This is a genomic window from Acrocarpospora corrugata (genome assembly GCF_009687845.1).
Classification (GTDB): domain Bacteria; phylum Actinomycetota; class Actinomycetes; order Streptosporangiales; family Streptosporangiaceae; genus Acrocarpospora; species Acrocarpospora corrugata.
Map to the genome: position 1 here is coordinate 242,145 of NZ_BLAD01000039.1, position 23,418 is coordinate 265,562.

Sequence of the window (23,418 nt, forward strand, 5' to 3'; positions counted from 1 at the left end):
GCTCAATTGCTCCTGACCGGAAGCGCGATGAACTTGGTCGAGTCGATCGGCACTCCCAGCCCTCCCGCGGGGGCTTGGCCGGCGTCGGCCGCTCTGAGGGAACCAGAGGTGAACTTGATGCTGCCGATCACGGCCGCGATGATCTCCTTCAACTGTTCGGCGGGCGGGCGGCCGGAACGCGCGAGAAACGCGTGCGTCGTCGCGATCCGCTGCAGATCGTCCGGGTCGGCATCCCGGAATCCGAAGGCGACGATCTCCGGGCGGTACTTGTTCGACGCGCTGGTCAGTTCGCGCAGCGGCCCGGCCCATGGGTCCTGGGGCACGTTGTGCTCGCCGTCCGTCCAGAAGTAGAGCACCGGGGTGTGGAAGGGCGCCTTGGGGCCGAGCTCACGGATCGCGGACTCGATCTCCAGCCGGACGATCCGGAACGCCTCCGCGAAATTGGTCTGCTGGCCTTCGATCTTCACTTCCGGCATCTCCATGTACTGGATGTCCGACAGCGGCAGGACTCTGGTGGCTCGCTGAGCGAAGGTGATGACAGCGAGCCTGGCCTTCTCACAGACGTCCGGCTCCTCCTTGAGCACTGTCCTGATCTCGCGGAGCGCGGTGTTCAGGGTCGGGAGTTCCCGGCTCATCGACGGGGAGACATCCACGAGGAGGAAGACGGGGAAGGTGGCGAACTGCTCTACCTCGCTGAACTGCTTGGGCATGTGTCCTCATCTCAGGAGAGCGGTGGAGTTCGTCTGGACCAGGTCGGTGCTGTCGGCAGGCGACGGGGTAAGACCGGCCATGATCAGTGCGGCCAGCAATGCGCACACGACCCCCGCCAACGGGAGCAGAACGGGAGCGACGACGTTCGGCCGGGATCGGGAGGTCCCTCGGCCAGGATCGCGGTGGGGCCGTCCTTGGGTCGGAGCGCCGGCACATTGCGCGGGGCAGGCGATTCGGTCAGTTCGGGCGAGTTCTGTACGCCGGCCACGGTGGAAACACCGCTGACCTTGCCCAGCTCCGCCATGAGGGAGGCCAGCTTGGTCTGGGCCTGCTTCAGTCGCTCGATGCCGGCGTCCTGGTTGGGGAACGCGCGTCCTTCGATGTCGCCGGAGGTGACCGGAATCTCCCGAAGGCCCATCCAGGCTGACGCCCAGCCCATCGCCTCCTGGTATTTGACGGTCACCCACAGCCGGTCCTCGTAACCGTGGACGGCGGCCGTCTCCGCTTTGGCTCCAAGAGCCCGGGCCTGATCGCCGGAGGCTCTGGCCTGGTCGATCAACGAGCCGTACCGGTCCTCGACCTCAGCCACGACGCCTTTGCCGTTTCTGATCAGATCGCCCAGGAGACTGCCGCGGCACAGGGCGACGAATCCCAGGGCGACGGCGAGTTGCCGATCGGCGGTCTCTATCTCGGCGGGCGTGGGGGCCGCCCAGGCCGGCGCCGCCTTCCTGCGGCGTCCACGGATCCGGGTGGCGGCGTAGGAGTGATCACCCACAGCCGAGCGGCGGTCGTGGCAGGCGCGTTCCCTGGCCTTGTAGAGGGTGAGCGCCAGATGGATCGCGCCCGCCCAGATGAAGGCCAGGCAGGCCGCCGCACCCCACTTCAACGCGGCGGTCAAGGACTCCAGCGAGCCGAGATTGAAGATGAAGTCCCAGTAGAGGACGACGTCGAGCAGGGCGATGCCGCATGCGGCCAGCGGAGTCCAGTACCCGGGGATGGGTGACTCGTCGTGCCGGGGATCGGGTCGCTCCCGCTCCCGGAGCAGGGCTCGCTGGTGATCGTTGATCACTTCGGCGCCCGCGACCCGCCCCCCGCCGGGAACTTCGTAGGACGCGCTGAGCACCTCCGGCAGTGTCGCCAGGTCGGCCAAGCCCTCGTCGGAGGCTGGCTCCATCTGCTGGGCGTAGCGCAGCAACGCGTCGTCGTGGGACCAGGCGACCTCGGAGGCGTCGTCCAGAAGCTTGTTGAGTATGGTCTTGAATGCGATGTGCTGGACGTCGTCCAGGACGGTCCCGGTCCGGTGCTCACCGGTGTCCGGGTCCCGGGTCGAGTCTCTGATCGCCATGGCGATGCCCAGCACGGCCTCGTCGGATGGCCCTCCGGCGTACGGAATGGCAGAGGGCTCGATGTCCCAGCCCGCCAGCACGCGAGGGCGGCAGTCAGGGCAGGGGTTCGTGCGGATGCCCAGTTCCGATTGGTCGCGATTCATGCTCGCGTGCTCCTTCAGCCCGATAACTCGATCTTGACGATGACGACCCGCTGCGCCTTATCCGTGACGGGTTCGACCAGGTCCGCGGGACGGTCCCAGCCGACGCCGTCGCCCGAATGAGCTGCTGTGGAAGACCGGCCTCGACCAACAGATCGGCGATCACCTCGGCACGTCGCCGGGCGAGCTCCCTGGCTCCTTCGCGGGTGCCGAAGCGGGCGCAGAATCCGGTCACGTGCACCAGCGAGCCCACAGGGGCCTGGTTGTACTGGGCGACGATCAGCTTGATCGAGCGCTGGACCGCCGCCCGGTCCAGCAGAGTGGCCTCGTCGGGGCGGAAATGGCCCGCGTCGATCCGGTCGGGAGGCGTCAGTCTCGCTTTGACGGTGGCGAATTCCACTACGGCGGAGGACCCCGGCCAGGGCGGGGCGATAGTCGAATCGATGATGGGCTGGTTGACGTGGGCGCCGAGCGCTTTGCCGAGGTGGGTAATGAATTCCTCCCGCCAGGCGTCGTCGGCCACGCTCATCGGCTTCTGGCCGGGTCCGGTGGCGTTCAGCAACACCGGCTGAAGATCGACCCCGGACAGGTCGATCTTGGCGATCGCGGTCTTCATGACCTCCTCCACGGCCTTCTCGGGATCGGTCGCGGTCAGCCGGGGCAAGTCCAGCGGGACGACGGACGCGCTCATGACCGAGGTGGCGAGGACGACCTCACGGCGGCCGGCGCGGGACCCGTCCTCGGCGACCCGGAGGGCGGCGTAGAGGTCGAAGCCGGCCGTGCCGACCGGGGTGGCGGCGACTGACTTCGTCAGGGCACTCGTCCGGCGGCCTATCTCCTGGTCCCGGAGGAATACGTCGCGTTCCCGCTCGCCCTGCCGCAGCACTTCCAAGGAGATCCGGCCGACCGGAGCGGCGGCGCGGCCCACGGCGTACACTTCCAGGCCGCCATCGCCGGCCTTTGCGATCTCCGTAACCCGATCACGGACGTACTGGGGGATCCCGCCCTGGACCCGGTCGGTCTTCTCGGCTATCCAGAGGAGTTCGGTGCGGGATATCGGGGCCACGTCATGGTCTCGCGTGAGCACGAAGGCAACCACACCGATTGCCGCAACGACCGCCAGCCCCAGGGCGATGCCTGCCCCGCTCCGGTTCGGACGCCGCGGCGGTGGCAACCGTCGTGGCCGGTCATACGCTCGTCGTCGCGGTTTCATCGCCCGCCTTCCGCTACGCTCAGGTGACCAGGAAGCGCATTCGACTTGCGAAATTCCTAGAAGACAACCCATATCCGTACAAAGTCGTACGGTCTGGTAATTCTGGATTTGACGACTCAACGGTGCGACAATCGGATCTCCGGCGGAGGCGATCGTGAACCCATTCCCGCTGGACGACGACCTGTGTGACGGCCTCGGCCCGGAGACGGCCGAATACCTGTCCACCTGGGCCGTGAACGCGCGGACCAGTTATGCGCTGCGCAACTGGCTCACGGGCGGCCTGTCCGGAGCGAAAGTCTGTGTGGTCGACGAGATCGGCCGGGATCGCGTCATGCGGCGTCTCATTCTCAAAGTCGAGGAATTCCCGAAAGCGGCGATCGACGGAAGGCTCGGCGAGTACGGCCGGCATAGCGACGCCCTGCACGAGGCACCCAAGGGATTCGCATGGGCCCATCTCACGGAACTGGTGTACGGCCCGATCCCCGTCGGCCTTCGCAGGCTGGCCCTGTTCCAGCAGGTCGTAGGAGCAGATGTCGGAGAGTTCGTGCTGCTGGGCGCGCTACTGGACGGCGCCCGAGCCAGCGAGGGAAGAGCGCACGCCGAGGATTTCACCGTCGCCTGCGAAACGGTCGTGCGATCGGTCCTCGCCGACTGGGCGGAGAAGCCACGCGCGCTGTCGGCGGAAGGCCGCGAACGATGGCGCGCGGGCAAGGACGGCCGCGTCCGGGTGAGCGACTTCCTCGACGTGTCGCTGGCAGAATGGCCAGCCGCGAAAGCCGTCACGACGAAACGGTCCGAAGCCATCCGCGGCAACTACATCGCCGTCGAGGGGGAACCGCGGAAGCTACCCAACCCGCTCGCCGTCGTCGCCGGAGAGACGCTGATCGCCGGCCACGAGTTCCTGCCCCTGATGGGAAAGGCGCACGGCGATCTGCACATCAAGAATATTCTTCTCCCGGTCGACCCGGCCCGCTCCTCCGGAGCCGACCCCGCCGCCTACCGCCTCGTGGACCTGGCGAAATATCGCCAGGAACTGCCCCTCACCGGAGATCCCGTCTACCTGATTCTCTATGTGATCGCACGCGTCATGCCCGACCTGTCCCACTCGCAGCGAGACGCCCTGGTGGACCTGCTCACCAGACCGGCCTCTGGCGCCGCGCACCTGATTCCCGGCTGGCTGGCCGGTTTCATCACCCGAGTCATCGCCGTCGCGCGCGGGTGGGCAGGTGAGAGCAGGATGGCACGCGACTGGGACGAGCAGTCGCTGCTCTCCATGGTCGCTCACGGGCTGGTCTACTGGGCCCGCGGTTCCACCAGGCCGGAAGACCAGGAGTGGTTCCTCCGGCTGTCCGGCCGCGCGCTGGCGGAGTATCAGCGCGCCGTCCTCCCGATGGCGGCCGCGGCGGCACCCCCACGGGAGCCACCTACCTCCAAGCGCACCGCGGACCCGAACTGGATCGCGCAGTTCTGCGGACTGCTGCCCGAGCTCCGGCGACGCGCCGCCGGGACCGAACTCGTCACCGAAGTCGAGGCCCTGGTGGCCGCAGCCCAGCTCGGAGACGATGCGACGGACCGGCTCGACGCCCTGATCCGCCGGATGGACGACCTGAACGGGGGAGGACTGCGGCACGTCCCGGGGCTCCGCGGCGGGTGGCCCCTCATGGAGGACGCCTTCGCCTGCCCCACCGGCTTCTGCCCGCGCCTCGACACCCGGCAGCCGACGCACGGCGTTCCGCTGTGCCACATCCCTCAGGAGCGTCGTATGACGCTCCGCCGACGCTGAGGTGGCTGTCGTGGGCCCCCACTTCCGCCTCCTGTACGGGATGCTCTGGCTGGTCGCGGTAGCAGCGGGAACGACGCTCGGCCATACACGCTGGGCCGACCTGTCCCGGCTCCGGCTGGAGCCGACGGTCACCACTGTCGTGGGCGCCCTGCTGGCCGCGACCGCCGTGGCCGTGATGGCACGCGCCCTCGGCGGCGTGGTGCTCGCGATCTGGACGAACGGTCCCAGCGGCCGGTGGGCAGCCGCTCTGACCGAGGCGAGAGCCCGGCGCTGGCAGCGGGCCGACGCCCTCGTCACAGCCGTGAACAAGGTGGCGGACCCGGCGGCCTACGCGAGAGCGATGGCGCGCCGGAACCGGATCTGCCTGGTCCCCCCGTCCTGCCCCACCTGGACGAGCGACGCGATCATCGCCCGGGAGACCCGGATCCGCACCGAGTACGGACTCGACCTCTATTTCGCCTGGCCGCACCTGCTTCTGGTCGCCCCCGAAGCCGCCCGCCGGGAATCCGCGCGGAGCCTCGCCGCTTGGACCTGGGCCGGCGAGGTCAGCGCCTGGGGTGTGCTCTTCCTGCTGCCGGGCTCGCGATGGTGGCCCGCTGCCGCGGCGGGGGCCATCATCTGCGTCGTCGGCTGGTGGCAAGGCCGCGCGGCGTGGACCAGCCACACAGCGGTCACCGAGGCCGTCGCCGACCTGTACGGCCCGGCGCTCGCCACCCGGCTCCGGATCGACGCGAGCCAATGGCCGGACCTGGCGACCGGCCGGGAGATCACCGACCGCCTGCGCAAAGGAGCGTGACCGGCTCACCGCTGGACGGCACGCAGCCGCTCCAGGGTGGCCCGAGTGTGCGGATGTTCGTCCCCCAGCACCTCCGACCGGATCGCCAGCACCTCGCTCATGATCTCCACCGCGCCCGCGACGTCCCCGCCGAGGTGCCGTAACTCGCCGAGCGACTGCCGGACCGTGAGCGCACGCGGATGCCGAACCCCGAGGACCCGGGCGCAGATCAGGGCCAGTTCGGTGAGCACGGCCTCGGCCCCGACCAGGTCTCCCCGGTCGCAGGCGACCAGCGCCAGGTAGTGGCGGGTGATGAGGGTGGCGGGGAACTCCGCCCCCAGCAGCCGCGTGCGGGCGTGCAGAACCTCGGTCAGCATCCGCTCGGCCTCGTCGGCGTCCCCCCGGGATCGCAACAGGTCGGCGAGATTGTTCTTGCTGGTCAGAGTGTCAGAATGATCGGGTCCGAGCGACTCCGCGCGGGCCTGGAGGGTCCGGCGCAGCAGGTCCTCCGCCTCATCGAGACGGTCCAGGTCGCGGAGCACCCGGGCCAGGTAGTGCTGAGTCGTCAGCGTGTCCGGGTGGCGGGTGCCGAGCACCCGGCGCCGGGCGGGCAGGATCGAGCGGAAGCCCTGTTCAGCCTCCAGGTAACGGCCCAGCATGTGGCGCACGCGGTTGAAGTCGTGCCGCAGCATGAGCAGCCGGGGATGGTCCACAGAAAGGACATCCCGACCGGTGGCGATGACCGTCTCGTAAATCTCCTCGGCCTGTTCCAGACGCCCGGCCGACAGCAGGTAACGGGCGGCGAGCGTGGCTGGGCCGAGGACCCCGGGAGGGGGCGTCCGGCCGAGGCCGAGCGCGCCGATCAGGTCGAGCGGGGCCCGGCAGTGGTCGGCCAGCACCCGCCACTTCGCCCACGAGCGCGGGTTCTTGGGGTCCAGGCCGTCGGCCACCTCCGACAGCAGTTCGGTCAGCAGCGCGAGGTAGGCGTCGGCCTGGTCCTCGACCCGGTCGCGGCTGGTGTCCCGGACCAGCGGATGGATCACCAGCAGGTCGGCCACGTCGGGGTCGGCTTGGTCGTCCCTGACCAGATCGACCAGGCCGACGTTGGCCAGGGCCAGCACGGTCTCGCGCAGCAGCACCGGGGTCAACCCGGGAAACAGCGCCGAGCGAGCCAGCACCGCGGGCTGGAGCAGCAGGCCGTACGGCACGGGGGCCGGGCGCAGGCACGACAGCGCCCGGAGCAGCGGCCGAGCGTACCGCAGGCCCAGAGTCTCCAGCAGGTCAAGCGACAGTTCCCAGGTCCGGCCGACCTGACCGCGCGCCTGGCGGCCCACCGGTGAGCGCGCCGACTCGCCCAGCACCTCGCTGTGCCGCCCTTCTTCGAGCGCCCGCGCGAACTCGGCGAAACTGACGGGACCCGCGATGGAGCGGGGCAGCCGGTGCGCCTCGGCAAGATGCATACCCGCCAGCCGGAGCGCCAGCGGCAGGCCGCCGAGCCGCTCGGCCAGAGCTCTGGCATCGCCGACCGAGCCGGCCATCGGACCCGCCAGATCAAGCAGCACCTTGGCCCCATCGGCCGCGCTCAGCGGGTCCACCCGGTGCAAACGCAGCCAGGACGCGTGCCTGCCCCAGACCTCGGGAGCGCCGTCCCGCGAGGTGACCACGACCAGACCGAACCTGCCCTCTACCGGCCGCAGCCAGCCGGTGGCATCGGTCACCGGCGCATCCCCGGGGCAGAGGTCGCGCCGGGGGTTGTCGGCGTCATCGATGACCAGCAGCCAGGGCTGGCGGTATTCGCGCAGGAGCCGCCAGACCACGTCGGGCTGGCTGCCGAACCGTAACAGCTGCGAACTCGCGCCGAGATCGGCGGTGAGCGCGCGCATTCCCTCCGCGACCGAGACGGGGTTGTCCGCGAGCAACCACCAGGTCCGTACACCTCGGGCGCGGGCCTTCTTGACCAGGGCGAGCGCGAGCGTGCTCTTGCCCGAGCCGCCCAGGCCGTGCAGCACGTGCACTCGTGGCGTGTCGCGCCCAGTCGCCTGCTGGTCGAGGCCGCGGCCCAGGAGGTCGAGGAGATCGTGCCTGCCGTGCAGGGTGGGCTCCTCCGCGAGGCGTTCCACCGGCGGCCGGGTGGAGACGACGATGCGGCTGGCGACGGTGTGCGACTCAGTCTCGGGCGCCTGCGCCGTGGATGCCGGTGGCTCGGGTGGGCGCTTTCTGGCCCACCACAGCCGGAGCAGTGCCGCCTCCCACCGTTCGATCTCCTCCTCCGGCGCGACGCCGCAGGCGAGAAGAATCTTGCGGAGCACCCCCGACCCGATGCGGGGCAGGTTCTTGCCGCCCAAGTAGCCCGCGATGGAGGTGTGCGGGATTCGGGTGAGCTTGGCCAGCCCACGGGTGGTGAGTCCGGCCCGTCCGCTGAGCAGGCTCAGTCCGGCCGCGAACTGCTGCTGCGTGGTGATCGAGTCAGGGACCGGAACCTCAGTCACGTCTCCCCCTTACGGCCCGAAGTGGACATAAGGAACCCAGACACCGGGCGAATGAGGATGATCGGCCCGTATCGCCGTGGTGGCGTCGCGTACGGCTTCCGCCGCCCGGGTGACGTCCAGCCCCGCTGATCCACGGGCCAGATTCCGGTAGGTGTGATCGGCCATCTCGACGGCGTGGGTCTCCTGAATCGACCAGAGTGTGGCGATGACATGCCGGTATCCGGCCAGTTGGAGCGCTCCGGCCAGGTGAATGGACTCATCGGGTAGCCGCACCCCGCCCACAGCGGACTGGCAGGCGGACAGGTAGGCCAACTCGGCGTGCTGGAGCTTGAGGTCCGCGATGTCCACCACGGTCAGCGGCCCGTCCGCGAGATGCAGCGCACCGCGGGCGGGCCGGTGCGGGTCCTGGCTGCCGTGGCAGGCGAAGTGTGCCCAGGCGTGGTCCTTGAGCGCGGCTGCGACGTCGTCGCGGGTCGCGACCTCGCCGTAGAGCAGATCGGTGTGTTCCCGGCCGACCCGTCGGATGACGGTGTTCACCTCGTGCTGCGCGAACCGCAGCGGAGGAGTCTGGGGGCTCAGGGGTACGCCCACGGTGAGCAGCCGCCGATCCCCCTTGGCCAGGCCGCCGGACTTGGCCCGCGACAGGGCACCTACGGTGGAGGTGTACGAGGAGATCGTCCGGTCGAGCACGCTCCGGCCACTTGTGTCGTGATACCCGGCGGCATGCAGGGGCAGGCCGACGAGCGCCCCGGTGGGGCACCACCAGACCCGGGAACGGCCCGCGCCGGTGATCCCCAGCGCGGCCAGGCACGGGCCGGTGATCGCTTCCCACAACCATTCGAGCAGGGGAGACAGCTCTCGCTGGAAGGCGACGCCGTCGATCGCACCGCTCTCGTACTCCCACACCATCCGGAGATGCTGGCCCACCCGGCGGCCGATCTCTTCGAGCGTCACGGTGAGTGGAAGGGGCGTCACCTGTCCTCCGTGCAGCAGGATGCCATCGCAGCGGTGCTGGCTGATGTTGACGACGATGATCGCCTCGTCGTCGGCCGTGGCGGCCAATTCGGCCGCAGTACGGGAGCGGACGAGCGCACGGGCCTCCGCCATGGCCGCGTCCCACTCCCGCGCCCAGGCGATTCGCCAATCGGATCCGGCCGACCCGGAGTTGTTTCCCAGACCGTCGCCATTCTCGAAATCGACGCGGAGCCGGTGGATCCGCCCGGCGAGCTCGGCGGCCCGAGGGTCGTCTGAGGTCCCCAGCTCCGTCAGTTCGGTCCTGACCTCCAAGGTCTGCGCCCACAGGACCGACCGGCCGTGCTCGAGCAGCTCGATGGCACGTTCCGGTTGCTCGGCGGACAGGGCGCAGGAGGCCGCCTCACCCGCCAGACCGGCCCAGGTGGTCAGCTGGCTCTCCTGCGCTTCACGGTCCAGTCCCTTCCACGCCAGTGCGGGAAGCAGGCCGATCGCCCGGGCGAAGTGTGCCAGTGCTGGGACGGCTTTTCCGGCGATCAGCAACTGGTGGCCGAGTACCCGGCTGGCCAGGGCACGCGCCTTGGGCGCCGCGTTCGGGATCGTCAGCACCTCCTCCCAGCGCTGCCTGGCCTCGAGCGGGGACTGCCACAGCTGCCGCTCGGGCCGTACCCGGTCGGAGCGGTCCAAGGCGTCGCCGAGGTGCATGAGAGAGAACGCCCGGTCAGGACCGTCCGGGGTCGCTTCCAGGGCCAGGCGCGCCATATCGATCGCGTTCTTCCGATCGGCCGGATCACCGGACAGCTCGAACCGGTCCACAAGCGCGTGTTTGAGGGTGGACAACGTGACGCCTCGCCACGGATGGCCCGGACGGGTCGCCTCCAACGCAAGGGATCCGATCCGGACGGCCTCGTCCAGGTCGGTTCGCACGGAGTGCCGGTACCGGGCGAGGTGAGCGGCGCTGAGGCTGTTCAGGCACTTGGGACGGTCGGCGTGATCGGGCGGGGTCGCGGCCACCGCGGCCCGGAGCCTGGTTATCGCCTCCTCGATGTCCGCCGTGTTCTCCGTGTCGCGGAACCGGGCGGAGAGATCGGTGGCCAGGTTGGACAGCAGGCCGGGCAGGACGTGATGCAGTTCCGACCGGCCGGGCAGCGGGGGAAAGACCTGACCGAGATCGGTCGCGATACCGATCTCGCGGAACACCTGGGGATTGTCGGCGACGCTCATGTTCGTCCAGCGGCCGGGCATCGCCTTCGTGTACGCGTCGAGTGCCTCCCGGCCCGCGTCGATCGCCTCGTCCACATCGCTGAGCTGGCCGTACCGTTCGTATCTGGTCCCGAGCGCGTTGGCGAGGGCGGCCTGGTACTGGAACCGCTTCGGGTGACCGGGCGGCGCCGCGGCCACGGCCAGACGTCCCTGCCGGACCGCCGCGTCGAGGTGGGTGGGGTCTCCCGTGAGTTCGAACACCTGCCAGTGCGAGGTCGAGAGATTGCCGTGGAACCACGGCTCCACAGCGACGTCCCGCTCTTCGGCTATCGCGATGGCCCTGCTGGCGTGCTCGATCGCCGCGGTCGGGTCCGCGAGCGCGCGCAACCGCTCGCCTCGCCGGTTCAGCGCTCCGGCGAAGCCCGCCAGCCAGTCGGGTTCGGTCAGCCGCTCCGCCTCCTCCAAGCGGAGGAAGAGCGCGATGGCCTGCTCCAGGTCTGCGACGTCGGCGTCGCCGATTTCGTACCGTTTCAGGCAGGCCGTCGCGAGGTTGACGAGATAGCCGTCCATTCCGGAGTACACCCCGAACCCCAGCTGGACGACCTCGGTCCAGCAGCGGATCAGGCCGTCCAGATTGGCCAGGTCGTCGGTCAGCTGGTCCTTGCGCGCGTGCGCGATGGCCGCCTGGTTGTGGACCAGCCAGCGAAACGATGAATTCGCTTCCACGAAATCGGGGCGGTCGATCAAAGCCGTCCACTTGGCAATGGCAACGTCGATGACCGCCCAGGTCTCGTCCGGAGTCCGCGCCTCCCGGTCGGTCTCCATCGCAGCGTGGAAATCGGACGCGAACTCTGCCGGAATGTCCGGTTTCGGGTCGGGAAGGTGCTCGGTACGCACGGGCGTCGGCCGTCGCTGATCGTCCTCGGGATTGAAACGTTCCAAGAACCATTGACATTTTCGTAGCAGGATCGCTATCGCTTCGTCCGCGGTCTCGGCCAGGTGTCCGAGGAGGGTAATGGTCCGCGGCGTCCGAAGCTCCGGGTTGGCCCTGATCAGCCCCTCGGCGGTCGGCCGGTCAGGCGAGGCGACGAAGTCGGCCACCACGAGGGCGAACCGGATCACCTCGGCCACCGAATCGGCGGTGACCCGCGCCTCATCGGAGAGTTCGAGCTTGACCAGGGCCGCGAACACGTCGTCGGCGAAGTCGCTGGTCGGCGTGAACGTACGCTCCGGATGCCCTTGGGCTTCGATCAGTTCGGTCAGTGCGGGGCCGACACCGATCTCCTGGCACCGGCGGAGCAGGTGCAGCGTGACCACATGCATCTCGGCCATGCTGATCAGCCCTTGGGCGATATTGGCGGCGAGATTGACCTCCATCGGTCCCAGCAGGAAGTCCACCAGCCGAGGATCGGCTTCCAGGATCGCTCGGCAGTCCGTCCAGGTGTCGGCGTTGATGAACTCCAGCGCCAGCGCCAGCAGCGGGTCATCCGCCGCTTCGAACTCGGCGAAGGCCACTTGGACGCCGACTTCCTCGCATCGCTGGAGCAGGCGGCGGAGCATCTCGAAATGTTTGGCGACGCCTTCGTTGTGCTGACGGGCCAGCGGGATGATGCGGTCGATCTCCTCGATCGCCGCGCTGGTCAACAACCGAGGATGCCGGTCGATGAGGCGCATGTTCTCCTGCGGCGAATCGGCCTGAAGAAATCGCCGGACCAGTTCTGGCAGGTCGTTGTCGATCATGTCCGGCACTCCCAACAGTCAGGTGCATACGGCAGCGTGATTCGACGGCTGATTCGCTGAGGTGATGGACCGGACAGGGCGCGGCATCAACAGCTCCTCGAGGCGTCACGTACCCACCGAGAACCGCCCTGAGCCGATCACGAGCCCGCCCCCGCACGGGATTCGCGCATCCGGGTCTCGTGATCGCAGCGTAACACGGGGTGAGGGCCATACGACCATCACCCCGGTGTCCGCTAGAACCAGGCACCCGCATTCACCTGCACGGCACGCCGGTGCTGCTGGCCGCCGACTCTCCGGCGGCGTTGTACGCCGTGATCCGGATCGTGTCCGTGCACTGCAGAATCGCACCGCCACCCCACTGGGTGGTGTCCTCGGGCAGCGTGGCCCGCAGCGTCGTGTTCTGGTAGACGCGGAAGCCCTGCTCGTTGCTGGAATTGTCGTTCCACATCAGCACACCGGTGTGGGGGTCGAAGTGGGCGTTCGACGGTGCGGTCGGCACTCCCGGAGCGGGCTCGCCACCCGAACCGTCGCCACACGCGCGGACGGTGAATTCGACGGTCCGGGTGTTGTTGTCCTCGTTGGATTCGCCGATCAGCTTGCCGAAGTCGGCCGTGAAGGTCAGCGAGTGGCGGCCTGGGGTGATGTCTCGCCAGATGTGATCGTGGGTGTCGGTCGCACCCGCCGCGATGCTGTGGTGCCCGCCGTCGAAGGTGATATCGCCGTCCACGATCCAGCGGATGCCGAAGAAGCCGCTCGCCGCTCCCCCCTTGTTCGCGATGTCCACTCGGAAGGTGGGCGACTTGCCGGCGCAGATCGGGTCGCGCCGCAGGTCATACGGCTGGGACGGGGCGAGATCGGGCTTCTTCGGCTTCGGCGGCGCCGGTTTCTCGGTGACCGTGAACGGCGTGCGCACCGAGGAGCCGTTGCCGAGCAGGGCCCACACCGTGGTCGGCCCGGTATCGGCCGAGGCGGGGATTCGCATCGCCACCTTGAATCGGCCGTTGTCGTCCGGCGTCGCCTGGACGAGCGTGTGGGCGGACGGGTTGAGGCCGATCGGAACCCGCATGCCGCGCTGGCCGTGCTCTCGCCATCCCCTCCCGGTGACCGTGACCCACGAGCCCGGGACGCCCTTCTGCGGCGTCACCCTGATCTTCTCGTCGTAGGTCACCCCCGAGTCTTCGTCGAACAACCCGGCCAGCCAGGCCGCGTCGGCGGCGGCGAAGTCGTGGTAGTTGGTGTGTTTGAAGTAGGGGCAGTTCTTCCAGATCTTTTCCAGGTCACCGAGATTCCGTACCGACCAGATCTGTTTCGGGTCGAAGAGGTCCTTCGCGCAGTCGGCCGCCTTTCCGGTGGAGCGACTGCAGATCACGTCGCCCTCCCGGCAGTAGGTCCTCGCCGGCGCCACCCAGGAGGGCAGCCGGGCGGTCTTCAGGTCATACAGGCGATTGAGCAGGCCCTTGTATTTGCGGGTGTCCTCGCTGCCACCCGCGCCTTTGGGGTAGGCGAACTTGTCCTTGAGGTGGAAGAGCGGGTCAGCGTATAACAGCAGCGCGGAGATCCGGCCCGCGTTCCGGTCCTTCAGGAGCGGCAGCGCCGAGTGGATCACCCAGGCTCCCTGGCTGTAGCCCGCGAGGACGAACTCCTGTTCCGGGCAGGCGGCGGCCTGCTGCTCAACTCTGATCACCAGCTCCGCCGCTCCGAGAGCGACGCTGGCCGGCATCGTCGGGTCCCAGATCGGGACGGCTGGGTACCGCAGTGCCTCGTAGTCGACGGTGACCTTCTTGCGTTTCATCAGCGTTCGGAACTTGTCGTAGGTCGTTTTGACAGCCTTGCCCATGCCCGCCGATTCACCAGAACCGCGGGCAGCGAAGACATGCACGGTCGGGCAGTCGGGAGGAGCCGCCGCGGCAAGTGCCGGTATGGCGGGAACGGCCAGGGCAACGGTCAGCGCGGTGCATACCGCGAGGCGGATGGCGGGTGCGATTCTCTGGACGCCGCGTACGGCGTGGCTTTTCATGGTGGGTTCTCCTGCTTGAGCCAGTGGAATGCGATTCCCGGCGCTCATGAGATCCCGGCTGCCACCCAGGTGGGTATCGTTTTCGCAGGAGTCGAGCAAAGTCGTACATATCAGACGCGAGTGATCATGAGCAGCAGCTCGTGCTCGATGGGCGACAGGCCATGCCCTCCTCGCGTGGAGAATGTTGCGTAGTCTCTCCGCCGCCCGGGATGGTGATCCATGTCCTTCTCGACCCTGCCCACGAGTGCCTCCTGGCTCCACAAAGACGCCCGGTCCGGCTTCGAGGTGACCTACTTCGAAGCCATCGACGACGGCTGGCGGGCCGAAGGCTGGACGACCGCCGTGGAAGACGGCGTCTCTTGGATGGTGGGATACGACATCCGGTTGGACGCGGGCTGGATGACGCGGACCGCGCGGGTGTGGGGGCGGTCGCCCGTCGGAGCGTGTGAGACGTTCCTCGCCTCCGACGGCGCGGGCCGCTGGCTGGTCGACGGTGAGGCCCCGCCGCACCTGGACGGCTGTTTCGATGTGGATCTGGAGTCGTCGGCGATGACGAACACGCTGCCGGTGCATCGGATGCGGCTGGCGGTGGGCCGCCGGGCTGATGCTCCCGCCGCGTACGTCCGGGCCGTGGATCTCACCGTGGAGCGGCTGGAGCAGACCTACGAGCGCGTCCTCGACGAGGGCTCTCACCAGCGCTTCGACTACGCCTCGCCCGCTTTCGACTTCGCGTGCCCGCTGGTCTACGACGAGTCGGGACTCGTCCTCGACTACCCCGGAATCGCGGTACGCGCCCAATGAGAATGGCCGGTCGTGCCAGGCACGACCGGCCACACCCGCTACGTCAGATCACCGCACGCCAACGTGTCCGGATCGTTGGCCGCCTGCGGCACCCAGCGCACGTTCGCGAAGGAGGCCGAGAACGCGCCCTCGGTGTAGACGAGGAACGTCGTGTTGACGTTCTCCATGTCGAGTCCGGTCGCCGCGAAGCACGCGATCGGAATCTTGACCGTGGCCTTGGTCCCCGCCGGCAGGCCCTGGAACAGCGAGGTCGCGACCACCTCGGAGAAGCAGGGGTAGACGCAGTGCAGGCTGATCACCGTCCGCGCCGCCGGAGCCTGGTGCACGATCGTGTCGAAGACCAGCGCCGACTGGGCGTTCAGGTAACCGCGCAGGTCGGTGCCTCCGGCGGGGTTCTGGAGGTAGATCTGGCCGGGCCCGACCCCGGTCCAGGTCGACTTGAGCGCGTCGCCCTGCACGTTCACGTCGGACGGCACCACGTTGATCTCAGCGTGCGCGGCCGTCGCGTCGGGACCGATCTCAGTGCCGCCCCAGTTCTCGGGCGAGCCGATGAAACTGCGGTAAGGCGCGATGTCGGTCCGGTTGAAGAGTTCCAGATCCTCGGTCGCGGTTCCGCCGCCGCCGGTCTGGCCGCACGGGAACTCGGGCGAGGTCTCGTCCAGCGTCCCGACGTTGCCGGTCTGGCCGTTCCGCAGGCCGTACCCGAGCGGGAAGAGCGGGTCGTAACCCTCGTCGCCCGGGTTTAGCGGGGTCTGGCAGGCGCTCTTCGGCCAGGAGTAGGACAGTTTGCCGGTGTAGCCGTCGCCGTGCCGGTGCCGGTCCTCGACGAGCAGGTCGGCGACGCCGCCGCCTTCGGTGCCGGGGAGCCAGGCGACCACGAACGCGTCGGAGCGGTTGAGCTCCTTGTTGACGTAGAGCGGGCGGCCGGTGACGTACACGGTGACGACGGGGGCGCCCTTGCCGGTGACCTTGTCCAGGACGGCCAGGTCGCCGGGGTAGAGCTTGGCGGCTTCCAGGGTGCGCCGGGTCAGGTCGCCGACGCCCTCCGCGTACGGCGTCTCGCCGATCACGGCGATCACGGCGTCGAAGCCGGCCGGGTCGACGCCGTCGGCGGTCTCGCTGAAGGTGACGTCGGCCGCGCCGAGCGCCTCGCGCAGGCCGCCGAGGATGGTCGTGCCGTTCGGGAAGTCGGCGTTGCTGTTGCCGGTCCCCTGCCAGGTCAGCGACCAGCCGCCGGTCTGGTTCTGCAGGCTGTCGGCGCTCTTGCCGACCACCAGGACCTTGGCCCGCGAGTCGAGCGGCAGGACCTTACCCTTGTTCTTCAGCAGAACCTGCGATTTCCGTACGGCTTCGCGGGACAGCCGCTTGGCCTCCAGCGCGTCGGCCGACCCGGCCAGCGGGCGGGCGGACGGCTTGGGCGCGCTGAACAGACCGGCCCGCAGCTTCACCCGCAGGATCCGGGTGACCGCGTCGTCGATCCGCGCCATCGGGATCTCGCCCGACTCGACCTGCGCGATCGTGTTGGCGATGAACGCCTTCCACTCGTTCGGCACCATGATCACGTCGATGCCGGCGTTGACGGCCCGCGCGCAGCTGGCGTTGGTGCAGCCGGCGACCTGGCCGATGCCGTTCCAGTCGGAGACGACGACCCCGTCGAAGCCGATCTTCTTCTTCAGGATCTGGTTGATGGCCAGCTCGCTGCCGTGCAGTTTGCCCTCGTTGATGCCGAGGTCGGCGTTGGTCCAGCTGTTGAAGGAGACCATCACGCTCTGGGCGCCGGCGGCGAGCGCGCCGTAGTAGCCCTGGCCGTGCAGGTTGATCATCTCCGCCTCGGAGGACGGGTTGACGCCCTGGTCGGCGCCCTTCAGGGTGCCGCCGTCGCCGATGAAGTGTTTGGCGGTGGCGATGACGCCCTTGCTGCCGAGCCGGTCGGAGTTGCCGCCCTGCAGGCCGCGGACGATCTCGTAGCCGTACGCGCGGGTGATCCGGGGGTCTTCGGAGAAGCCCTCGTAGGTTCGGCCCCAGCGGTCGTCGCGGACCACGGCGAGGGTCGGCGAGAAGGCCCAGTCCTGGCCGGTGGCGCGGATCTGCTCGGCGGTGGCTTCGCCGATGTCGCGGAGCAGGCAGGGGTCCTGGGCGGCGCCGAGGCCGATGTTGTGCGGGAAGATCGTCGCGCCGAACACGTTGTTGTTGCCGTGCACGGCGTCGATACCCCAGATCACCGGGATCTTGGTGCGGGTGCTGACCGACGCCTGCCAGTACTGGTCGGCGAGGGTGAGCCAGGCCTGCGGAGCGGCGTGTTTGTCCCGGTTGGGCCAGGAGCCGCCGCCGTTGAGCACCGAGCCGATGCCGTACTGGCGGACCTCGTCGGGGGTGATGGCGGCGATCTCCGGCTGGGTCATCTGGCCGACCTTCTCGGCCAGCGTCATCCCGGCGAGGATCTTGGCGACCCGCTTCTCGTCGTCGCGGTCGCGGGTGATCCTGCTGTTGACCTTCGGCCACTCGGCGAGCGCAGGCAGGCGCTTCTCGATCCGGGCGCAGCCGTGGTCGGTGGCCGGTTGCCCGATCTCCGGTTGCCTGCCGGGTTTCTTGCCGCTGTCGGCGTTCGCGCTGGGGACGAGTCCCCCGGTCAGGAGGGCGAACCCGGCCAGGATCGCGCAAACGCGGGCCCGCCGGGCTGGAGGTCTGCTCATAGAGAATCCGTTCTCGGTCCGGAGACGGCAGCCGACACGCCGAATCCTGACCGGGTTACGGTGCTGAGTCAATAACCTCACAAGAGCGCTCTCTCGCCATAGGTAACGACGTTGCCCAACCATGCTTCCCAAGGCAGTGGCTTTATTTTCGGGTTAGTGCATGTCAGAGCGCTAGACGCCATGGAAGTGAGAGAGCGCTCTTACGGCGTCTCAGCTGGTCCGGGTTCAGCTGGTCCGGGTGAAGTCCATGAACCAGTTGGTCTCCCAGGTCTCGCCGGCGTCGTACGAGAAGGCCTGCTCCCACCGGCAGGAGACCAGCGTGATCGCGGACCAGATGAACCGCACCCGGGTCGGGCGGCCCTCCAGGATCTCGTCGGCGTAGAAGCGGCCGACCCCGTCGTCCTCGAACCGGCCCACGCACGGGACCGGGTCCATGCCGCCCTCGTTCACCATCCAGTGCAGCGACCACAGATCCGTCTTGGCGTCGTAGAGCCGCACGGTCGCGCCCCGGGAACCCGGGAAGACGATCTCGTCGAAGTTGCCGCCGCCGTCGAAGAAGCTCCGCACCTCGGTGGTGGCGGGGATGTCGTCCCAGTCCTCGCAGCCGACGCCGCGCTCGCGCAGCTTGCGGTTGGCCACGTCCCAGGTGCCGACCAGGAAATCGAAGTTGTTCTCGCTGAGTGCCATGATCAGACCATAGGGGGCCTCCACTGACACGTATTGTCAGTGGATGCGAGCTTCTCGGCTGCTTTCGGTCCTGCTCCTGCTCCAGGCCCGCGGCCGACTGACCGCCCAGCAGCTCGCCGACGAGCTCGAAGTCAGCGTCCGCACCATCTACCGCGACGTGGACTCCCTCCACACCGCCGGCATCCCGCTGTACGGCGAGGCCGGCCACCAGGGCGGCTACCAGCTGCTCGACGGCTTCCGTACCCGGCTGACCGGCCTGACCGAGCAGGAGGCCCAGGCCCTGTTCCTGGCCGGGCTGCCGGGCCCCGCCGCCGAACTCGGCCTGGGTGCCCTGGCCGCGACCGCCGAACTCAAGATCGAGGCCGCCCTGCCGCCCGCCCTGCGCGAGGGCTCCCGCCGCATCCGCGAGCACTTCCACCTGGACGCCCCCGGCTGGTACCACGACGGCGACCAGGTCCCGCACCTCCCGGCCGTCGCCGGCGCGGTCTGGAACAAGCGCGTCATCCACGTGCTCTACCATCGCTGGCGCGAGCCCCGCGAGGTCCAGCGCACGCTGGAGCCGTACGGGCTGGTACTCAAAGCCGGCAAGTGGTACCTGGTGGCCAGCTGCGAGAACGCCCTGCGCACCTACCGGGTCGGCCAGATCCTGAACCTCCAGGTGACGGACGAACCGTTCACCCGCCCGGACGCCTTCGACCTGGCCGCCCACTGGCGCACCCACCTGACCGAGTTCCGCTCCCGCCTCATCCAGGATCACGCCGTGATACGCCTGTCGCCCGCCGGCCGCGAGCGCCTCACCGAGACCATGGGCGCCCAGACGATCAACGCCGTGACCGGGACCGCGTCACCTCCCGACGCCCAGGGCTGGATCACGGCGACCGTGCCGATCGAATCCCTGACCCACGCCCACGGCGAGTTCCTCCGGCTCGGCGCCGAATGCGAGGTCCTCGAACCCCGGACACTCCGCACCAAACTGGCCACGACCGCGACAGCGCTCGCCGCCCTATATCGTGGGGAACGCTGACAGAAGGGGCAAACCGTGGCAGACGAGCTCGACCAAGAACAGCTGAGCGCCCTCCGGCGCGGATTCGACTCGATCGACAGCGACGGCGACGGCTACGTCACCGAGACGGAGCTGCTCGATCACTTCCCCAACCTGCCACCCGAGGCAATCGGCGCGCTGAGCCGCGCCGACGTGGACTCCGATGGCCGCTTCTCCTTCGAGGAGTACGTCCGGCTGGCCGGCCCGAACTAGGGCCCGACGGAGGCCGTCGACCCGCGCACCACCAGCGCGGTGGCGAGCTCGACATGATGTGAGTCGATCTTCTCCCCGGCCGCCAGCCGCAGCCCGGTCCGCAGCGCCACCCCGCCCATCTCCCGCAATGGCTGCCGGACGGTGGTCAGCGGCGGCGAGGCCGTCGGCGCGATCTGCGTGTCGTCGAAGCCGACGATGCTGAGGTCCGCGGGGATGCGCAGCGCCCGCGCGCGGGCGGCCTCGATGATCCCGAGCGCCGTCGCGTCGTTCCCGGCGAAGATCGCGGTCGGGGGTTCCGGCAGGTCCAGCAGGGCCGCGCCCCCCACCACTCCGTCGTGGTAGCGGAAGTGCCCGGTCTGCACGTACCCCGGCAGCACCGGCGCGCCCTCCGCCTCCATCGCGGCCCGGTAGCCGTGCATCCGCGCCTGATGGCAGGCGGCGGTCGCGTGCCCGCCGATGTAGGCGATCCGCCGATGCCCCAGCGACAGCAGGTGCTGCGTCGCCGCCAGCCCGCCCGCGAAGTTGGTCGAACCGATGCTGGTCACCCGCGCCCGGGGCAGGTTCAGCGGATCGATCATGACCAGCGGCAGCCGGGCCCGGGACAACGCCGTCAGGTGCCCCGGGGTCAGCTCGCTGGTCACCGCGATCAGTGCCCGCCGTCCGGCGGCGAGCAGGTCGCTCGCCCACGCGGCCGGCCGGTCCGACTGCTGCCGGATGCTGATGACGACACCCACGCCGAGCGCCGCCCCCGCCTCCACCGCGCCCTGGATGATCTCGGTCGAGTAGGCGTTGAGCTCCTTGTCGAACTGCACCTCCACCGTGTCCCGCCCGGAGGTCTCCGCCCGGCGGGCCGCCGAGGAGACGTAGTCGTGCTGCAGCAGCAGCGACTGCACCCGGGAGCGGGTCGCCGGCGAGACGTCGCTGCGCCCGTTGAGCACCTTGGAGACGGTCGCGACGGACACGCCCGCCGAGGCGGCGACGGTGGCCAGGGTGGCCTTCCTAGAGCTGACCGGCATCTGTTCCCCTCCGTTGCCCAGCTGGGTCGAGCGCCGGACTCACCTCCACCGGCGTCACCAGCCGCCGCCCGACGCCGACCGTCCGCACCGCACCGGTGAGCCGGACGACCGCGCGGCACGGCAGGTCGTTCGCGGACGTGCCGACCAGCACCTCCACGTCTCCAGGCTCGACGATCCGCCGCAGGTCCCGCCCGGTGAAGGCGGTCCGATCGGCGTGCACCTGGAACTGCACGTCCTTGCTCTCGCCGGCCTCCAGCCGGACCCTGACGAAGCCCGCCAGCTGCTTCACCGGGCGGGTGACCTGGGCGAGAACGTCGTGCAGGTAGAGCTGCACGACCTCCGAGCCCGCTCGCGCGCCGGTGTTGTGGACCCGCACCGCCACGGTGAACTCGCCGTCGGTGGGAATCTCGACGTCACTGATCCGCAGTTCGCCGACCTCGAAGGTGGTGTAGGACGTTCCGTACCCGAACGGGAAGAGCGGTGTCGGGTCGAGGTTGCTGATGCCCTGGCTGTCGGTTCCGAGCGGCGGCTGCAGGTACGTGCCCGGCTGACCGCCAGCCCCGCGGGGAATCTGAACGGGCAGCTTGCCTCCGGGCTGGACACGACCCGAGATTATACGGGAGATCGCCCCAGCTCCCTCTTCTCCGGGCATGAACGCCTGAATCAGACCGGCGGCCTGCGGCCGCACCACGCCCAGCGCGTACGGCCTGCCGGAGACCACGACCACCACGACCGGCGTGCCGGTGGCGGCGAGCTCGCCCACCAGATCCTCCTGCACCCCGGGCAGCCGCAGGTCTTCGGCGTCGCAGCCCTCCCCCGAGGTGCCGTGCCCGAACATGCCCGCCCGGTCACCGACGACCACGACGCACAGCTCCGCTTCGCGCGCGGTCGTCACCGCGGCGGCGAACCCAGAACGGTCCTCGCCCCGCACGTCGCAGCCCTGCGCGTGGGTGATCTCGGCGTCCGGGAACTCGGCCCGCAGCCCGTCGAGCAGGCTGGGCGCGTCGAGGCCGAGCCCGAGGTCGGGGTGCCGGGGCAGGACGTGGTTGGGGAAGGAGTAGCACCCCATGAAGACACGCGGGTCGTCCGCGCCAGGCCCGACCACGGCGATCCGCCGGGCGCCGGTCACCGGCAGGGCCGTACCGGCGTCGAGCAGGATGATGGAGCTCTCGGCCAGCTCGCGCGCCAGCGCCCGGTTGTCGGCCGAGTCCAGCTCAACGTCGCCGCGGCCCTCCGGCTGCCAGTCCGGATCGAGCAGCCCGAGCTCCGCCTTCTGGGTGAGCAGGCGACGCGCCGCCCGGTCGATCAGGGATTCCGGCAGTTCGCCCCGGGTGACCCGGTCGACCAGGTGCGGCCCGAAGCCGAGGGTGTCGGGGAGTTCGACGTCGATGCCCGCGCGGAGCGCCTGAATGCCGGCGTCGTCGCTGTCGGCGGCGACCTGGTGCATCGTCTCCAGGAACGCGATGGCCCAGTAGTCGGAGACTACGGTCCCGGTGAACCCCCACTCGCCCCGCAGCAGGTCGGTCAGCAGCCAGGAGTCGACCGCGGCCGGGACGCCGTCCACGTCGGAGTAGGAGTTCATCACCGAGCGAGCGCCGCCGAGGGTGACGGCCATCTCGAACGGCGGCAGGATCATGTCCATCAGCTCGCGGCGGCCGATCGGCACCGGCCCATGGTTGCGGGCCGCCCGCGACGCCGAATACCCCGCGAAATGCTTGAGAGTGGCGATGATCCCCACGCTCTCCAGCCCGCGCACGTAGGCACTGCCGACCATCGCGACCAGGTACGGATCCTCCCCGATGGTCTCCTCCACCCGCCCCCACCGGTAATCCCTGACCACGTCCAGCACTGGGGACAACCCCTGGTGCACGCCGACGGCGCGCATGTCCCGCCCGATCGCGGCGGCCATCCGCTCGACCAGGCCGGGATCGAAGGTGGCCCCCCAGGCGATCGCCGTGGGGTAGACGGTCGCGCCGAAGGTGGTGAACCCGGTCAGGCATTCCTCGTGCACCAGCGCCGGAATGCCGAACCGGTTGTTCCGCACGATCTCGCCCTGGAGCCGGGCCAGTTCGGCGACGCCTTCCTCGGGGGTCACCGGCCTGCTGCCGTAGACCCGGGTCAGGTGGCCGAGCCCGGACCGGATGGCCTCCTCGAAGGCGAGTTTCCCGGCCGCGGCCAGCACATCCTGGAGCGGCGCGACGTTGTGGGTGCCGGCGTCGTCCGGATCGGGCTGGTGGGTGGCGAGCGTCTCGTTGCCGACCCAGCGGCTGCCGAGCTGGGCGACCTTCTCCGCCAGCGTCATCTCGTCGAGGAGCGCGTCAACCCGGTCGGCCACCGGAAGGCTCGGATCCTGCCACCTGCGGTCTGGAGCGATCATCTCCGACTCTCCTCTGTGATGTTGTGTCGCAAAATTTCGAAATATTTCGGTGCCTGGAAACGCCCCGCGGGCCAGACCCTATCCGGTACAAAAAACCAGTTCAAGCCATATGTAACCACAAAGTTAAGAATCCTCCCTGCAATTCCCTTGACATGACTTCCGCCGAAACTTAGATTGCATGCCGCGCGGTCATGTCGCAA

15 protein-coding genes are annotated in these 23,418 nt (G+C 69.2%); 5 read left to right on the forward strand and 10 right to left on the reverse strand.

Translation table 11 applies throughout. From position 1 onward, the window contains the following. Nucleotides 1-2 precede the first annotated feature (2 nt). From Acor_RS07030 to Acor_RS07040, 3 genes are all read right to left on the reverse strand, one after another. Nucleotides 3-710, reverse strand: coding sequence for a vWA domain-containing protein (locus Acor_RS07030; RefSeq protein ID WP_155335722.1), 708 nt, complete (start codon nucleotides 708-710; stop codon nucleotides 3-5). A gap of 83 nt (nucleotides 711-793) precedes the next feature. Further along, nucleotides 794-2,200, reverse strand: coding sequence for a hypothetical protein (locus Acor_RS07035; RefSeq protein WP_155335723.1), 1,407 nt, complete (start codon nucleotides 2,198-2,200; stop codon nucleotides 794-796). Further along, entirely contained in the window at nucleotides 2,151-3,284 is a 1,134-nt protein-coding gene (locus Acor_RS07040; protein ID WP_170316817.1) for an OmpA family protein, read from the reverse strand. The genes Acor_RS07035 and Acor_RS07040 overlap by 50 nt, the downstream gene beginning before the upstream one ends. 280 nt (nucleotides 3,285-3,564) lie before the next feature. Between Acor_RS07040 and Acor_RS07045 the strand changes: the two genes are divergently transcribed. Together Acor_RS07045 and Acor_RS07050 are read left to right on the forward strand one after the other, a co-directional pair. Further along, nucleotides 3,565-5,193, forward strand: coding sequence for a hypothetical protein (locus tag Acor_RS07045; protein WP_155335725.1), 1,629 nt, complete (start codon nucleotides 3,565-3,567; stop codon nucleotides 5,191-5,193). Nucleotides 5,194-5,203: 10 nt separating this feature from the next. Continuing rightward, on the forward strand, nucleotides 5,204-5,989 hold the full coding sequence (locus Acor_RS07050; protein WP_155335726.1) for a hypothetical protein: 786 nt from the start codon (nucleotides 5,204-5,206) through the stop codon (nucleotides 5,987-5,989). Nucleotides 5,990-5,994: 5 nt separating this feature from the next. Here the strand turns inward: Acor_RS07050 and Acor_RS07055 are convergent, their stop codons facing one another. From Acor_RS07055 to Acor_RS07065, 3 genes are all read right to left on the reverse strand, one after another. Further along, nucleotides 5,995-8,457 carry a tetratricopeptide repeat protein gene (locus Acor_RS07055; protein WP_155335727.1) on the reverse strand — a complete coding sequence of 821 codons (2,463 nt, stop codon included), beginning with the start codon at nucleotides 8,455-8,457 and terminating at the stop codon, nucleotides 5,995-5,997. Nucleotides 8,458-8,466: 9 nt separating this feature from the next. Beyond that, a complete protein-coding gene (locus Acor_RS07060) occupies nucleotides 8,467-12,372 on the reverse strand; it encodes a CHAT domain-containing protein (RefSeq protein WP_155335728.1) in 3,906 nt (1,301 codons plus the stop codon). A 253-nt stretch (nucleotides 12,373-12,625) separates the two neighbouring features. Then, nucleotides 12,626-14,389 (reverse strand): cutinase family protein, encoded by a 1,764-nt coding sequence (locus Acor_RS07065; protein ID WP_170316818.1) that lies wholly within the window; start codon nucleotides 14,387-14,389, stop codon nucleotides 12,626-12,628. Nucleotides 14,390-14,608: 219 nt separating this feature from the next. Between Acor_RS07065 and Acor_RS07070 the strand changes: the two genes are divergently transcribed. Beyond that, nucleotides 14,609-15,190, forward strand: coding sequence for a putative glycolipid-binding domain-containing protein (locus tag Acor_RS07070; RefSeq protein WP_155335730.1), 582 nt, complete (start codon nucleotides 14,609-14,611; stop codon nucleotides 15,188-15,190). Nucleotides 15,191-15,228: 38 nt separating this feature from the next. On the opposite strand, the gene Acor_RS07075 is transcribed toward Acor_RS07070, so the two are convergent. Beyond that, nucleotides 15,229-17,883 carry a glycoside hydrolase family 3 protein gene (locus Acor_RS07075; protein ID WP_155335731.1) on the reverse strand — a complete coding sequence of 885 codons (2,655 nt, stop codon included), beginning with the start codon at nucleotides 17,881-17,883 and terminating at the stop codon, nucleotides 15,229-15,231. A 225-nt stretch (nucleotides 17,884-18,108) separates the two neighbouring features. Continuing rightward, entirely contained in the window at nucleotides 18,109-18,570 is a 462-nt protein-coding gene (locus Acor_RS07080) for a hypothetical protein (RefSeq protein ID WP_155335732.1), read from the reverse strand. A gap of 43 nt (nucleotides 18,571-18,613) precedes the next feature. Between Acor_RS07080 and Acor_RS07085 the strand changes: the two genes are divergently transcribed. Both Acor_RS07085 and Acor_RS07090 read left to right on the forward strand, forming a co-directional pair. Further along, nucleotides 18,614-19,594 carry a helix-turn-helix transcriptional regulator gene (locus Acor_RS07085; RefSeq protein WP_155335733.1) on the forward strand — a complete coding sequence of 327 codons (981 nt, stop codon included), beginning with the start codon at nucleotides 18,614-18,616 and terminating at the stop codon, nucleotides 19,592-19,594. 15 nt (nucleotides 19,595-19,609) lie between these two features. Then, entirely contained in the window at nucleotides 19,610-19,825 is a 216-nt protein-coding gene (locus Acor_RS07090) for an EF-hand domain-containing protein (RefSeq protein ID WP_155335734.1), read from the forward strand. Here Acor_RS07090 and Acor_RS07095 read toward each other — a convergent pair. Further along, nucleotides 19,822-20,841 (reverse strand): LacI family DNA-binding transcriptional regulator, encoded by a 1,020-nt coding sequence (locus Acor_RS07095; RefSeq protein WP_155335735.1) that lies wholly within the window; start codon nucleotides 20,839-20,841, stop codon nucleotides 19,822-19,824. The two genes, Acor_RS07090 and Acor_RS07095, sit on opposite strands and share 4 nt — an antisense overlap. Beyond that, a complete protein-coding gene (locus tag Acor_RS07100; protein ID WP_218034160.1) occupies nucleotides 20,825-23,218 on the reverse strand; it encodes a beta-xylosidase/alpha-l-arabinosidase in 2,394 nt (797 codons plus the stop codon). The genes Acor_RS07095 and Acor_RS07100 overlap by 17 nt, the downstream gene beginning before the upstream one ends. Nucleotides 23,219-23,418 lie beyond the last annotated feature (200 nt).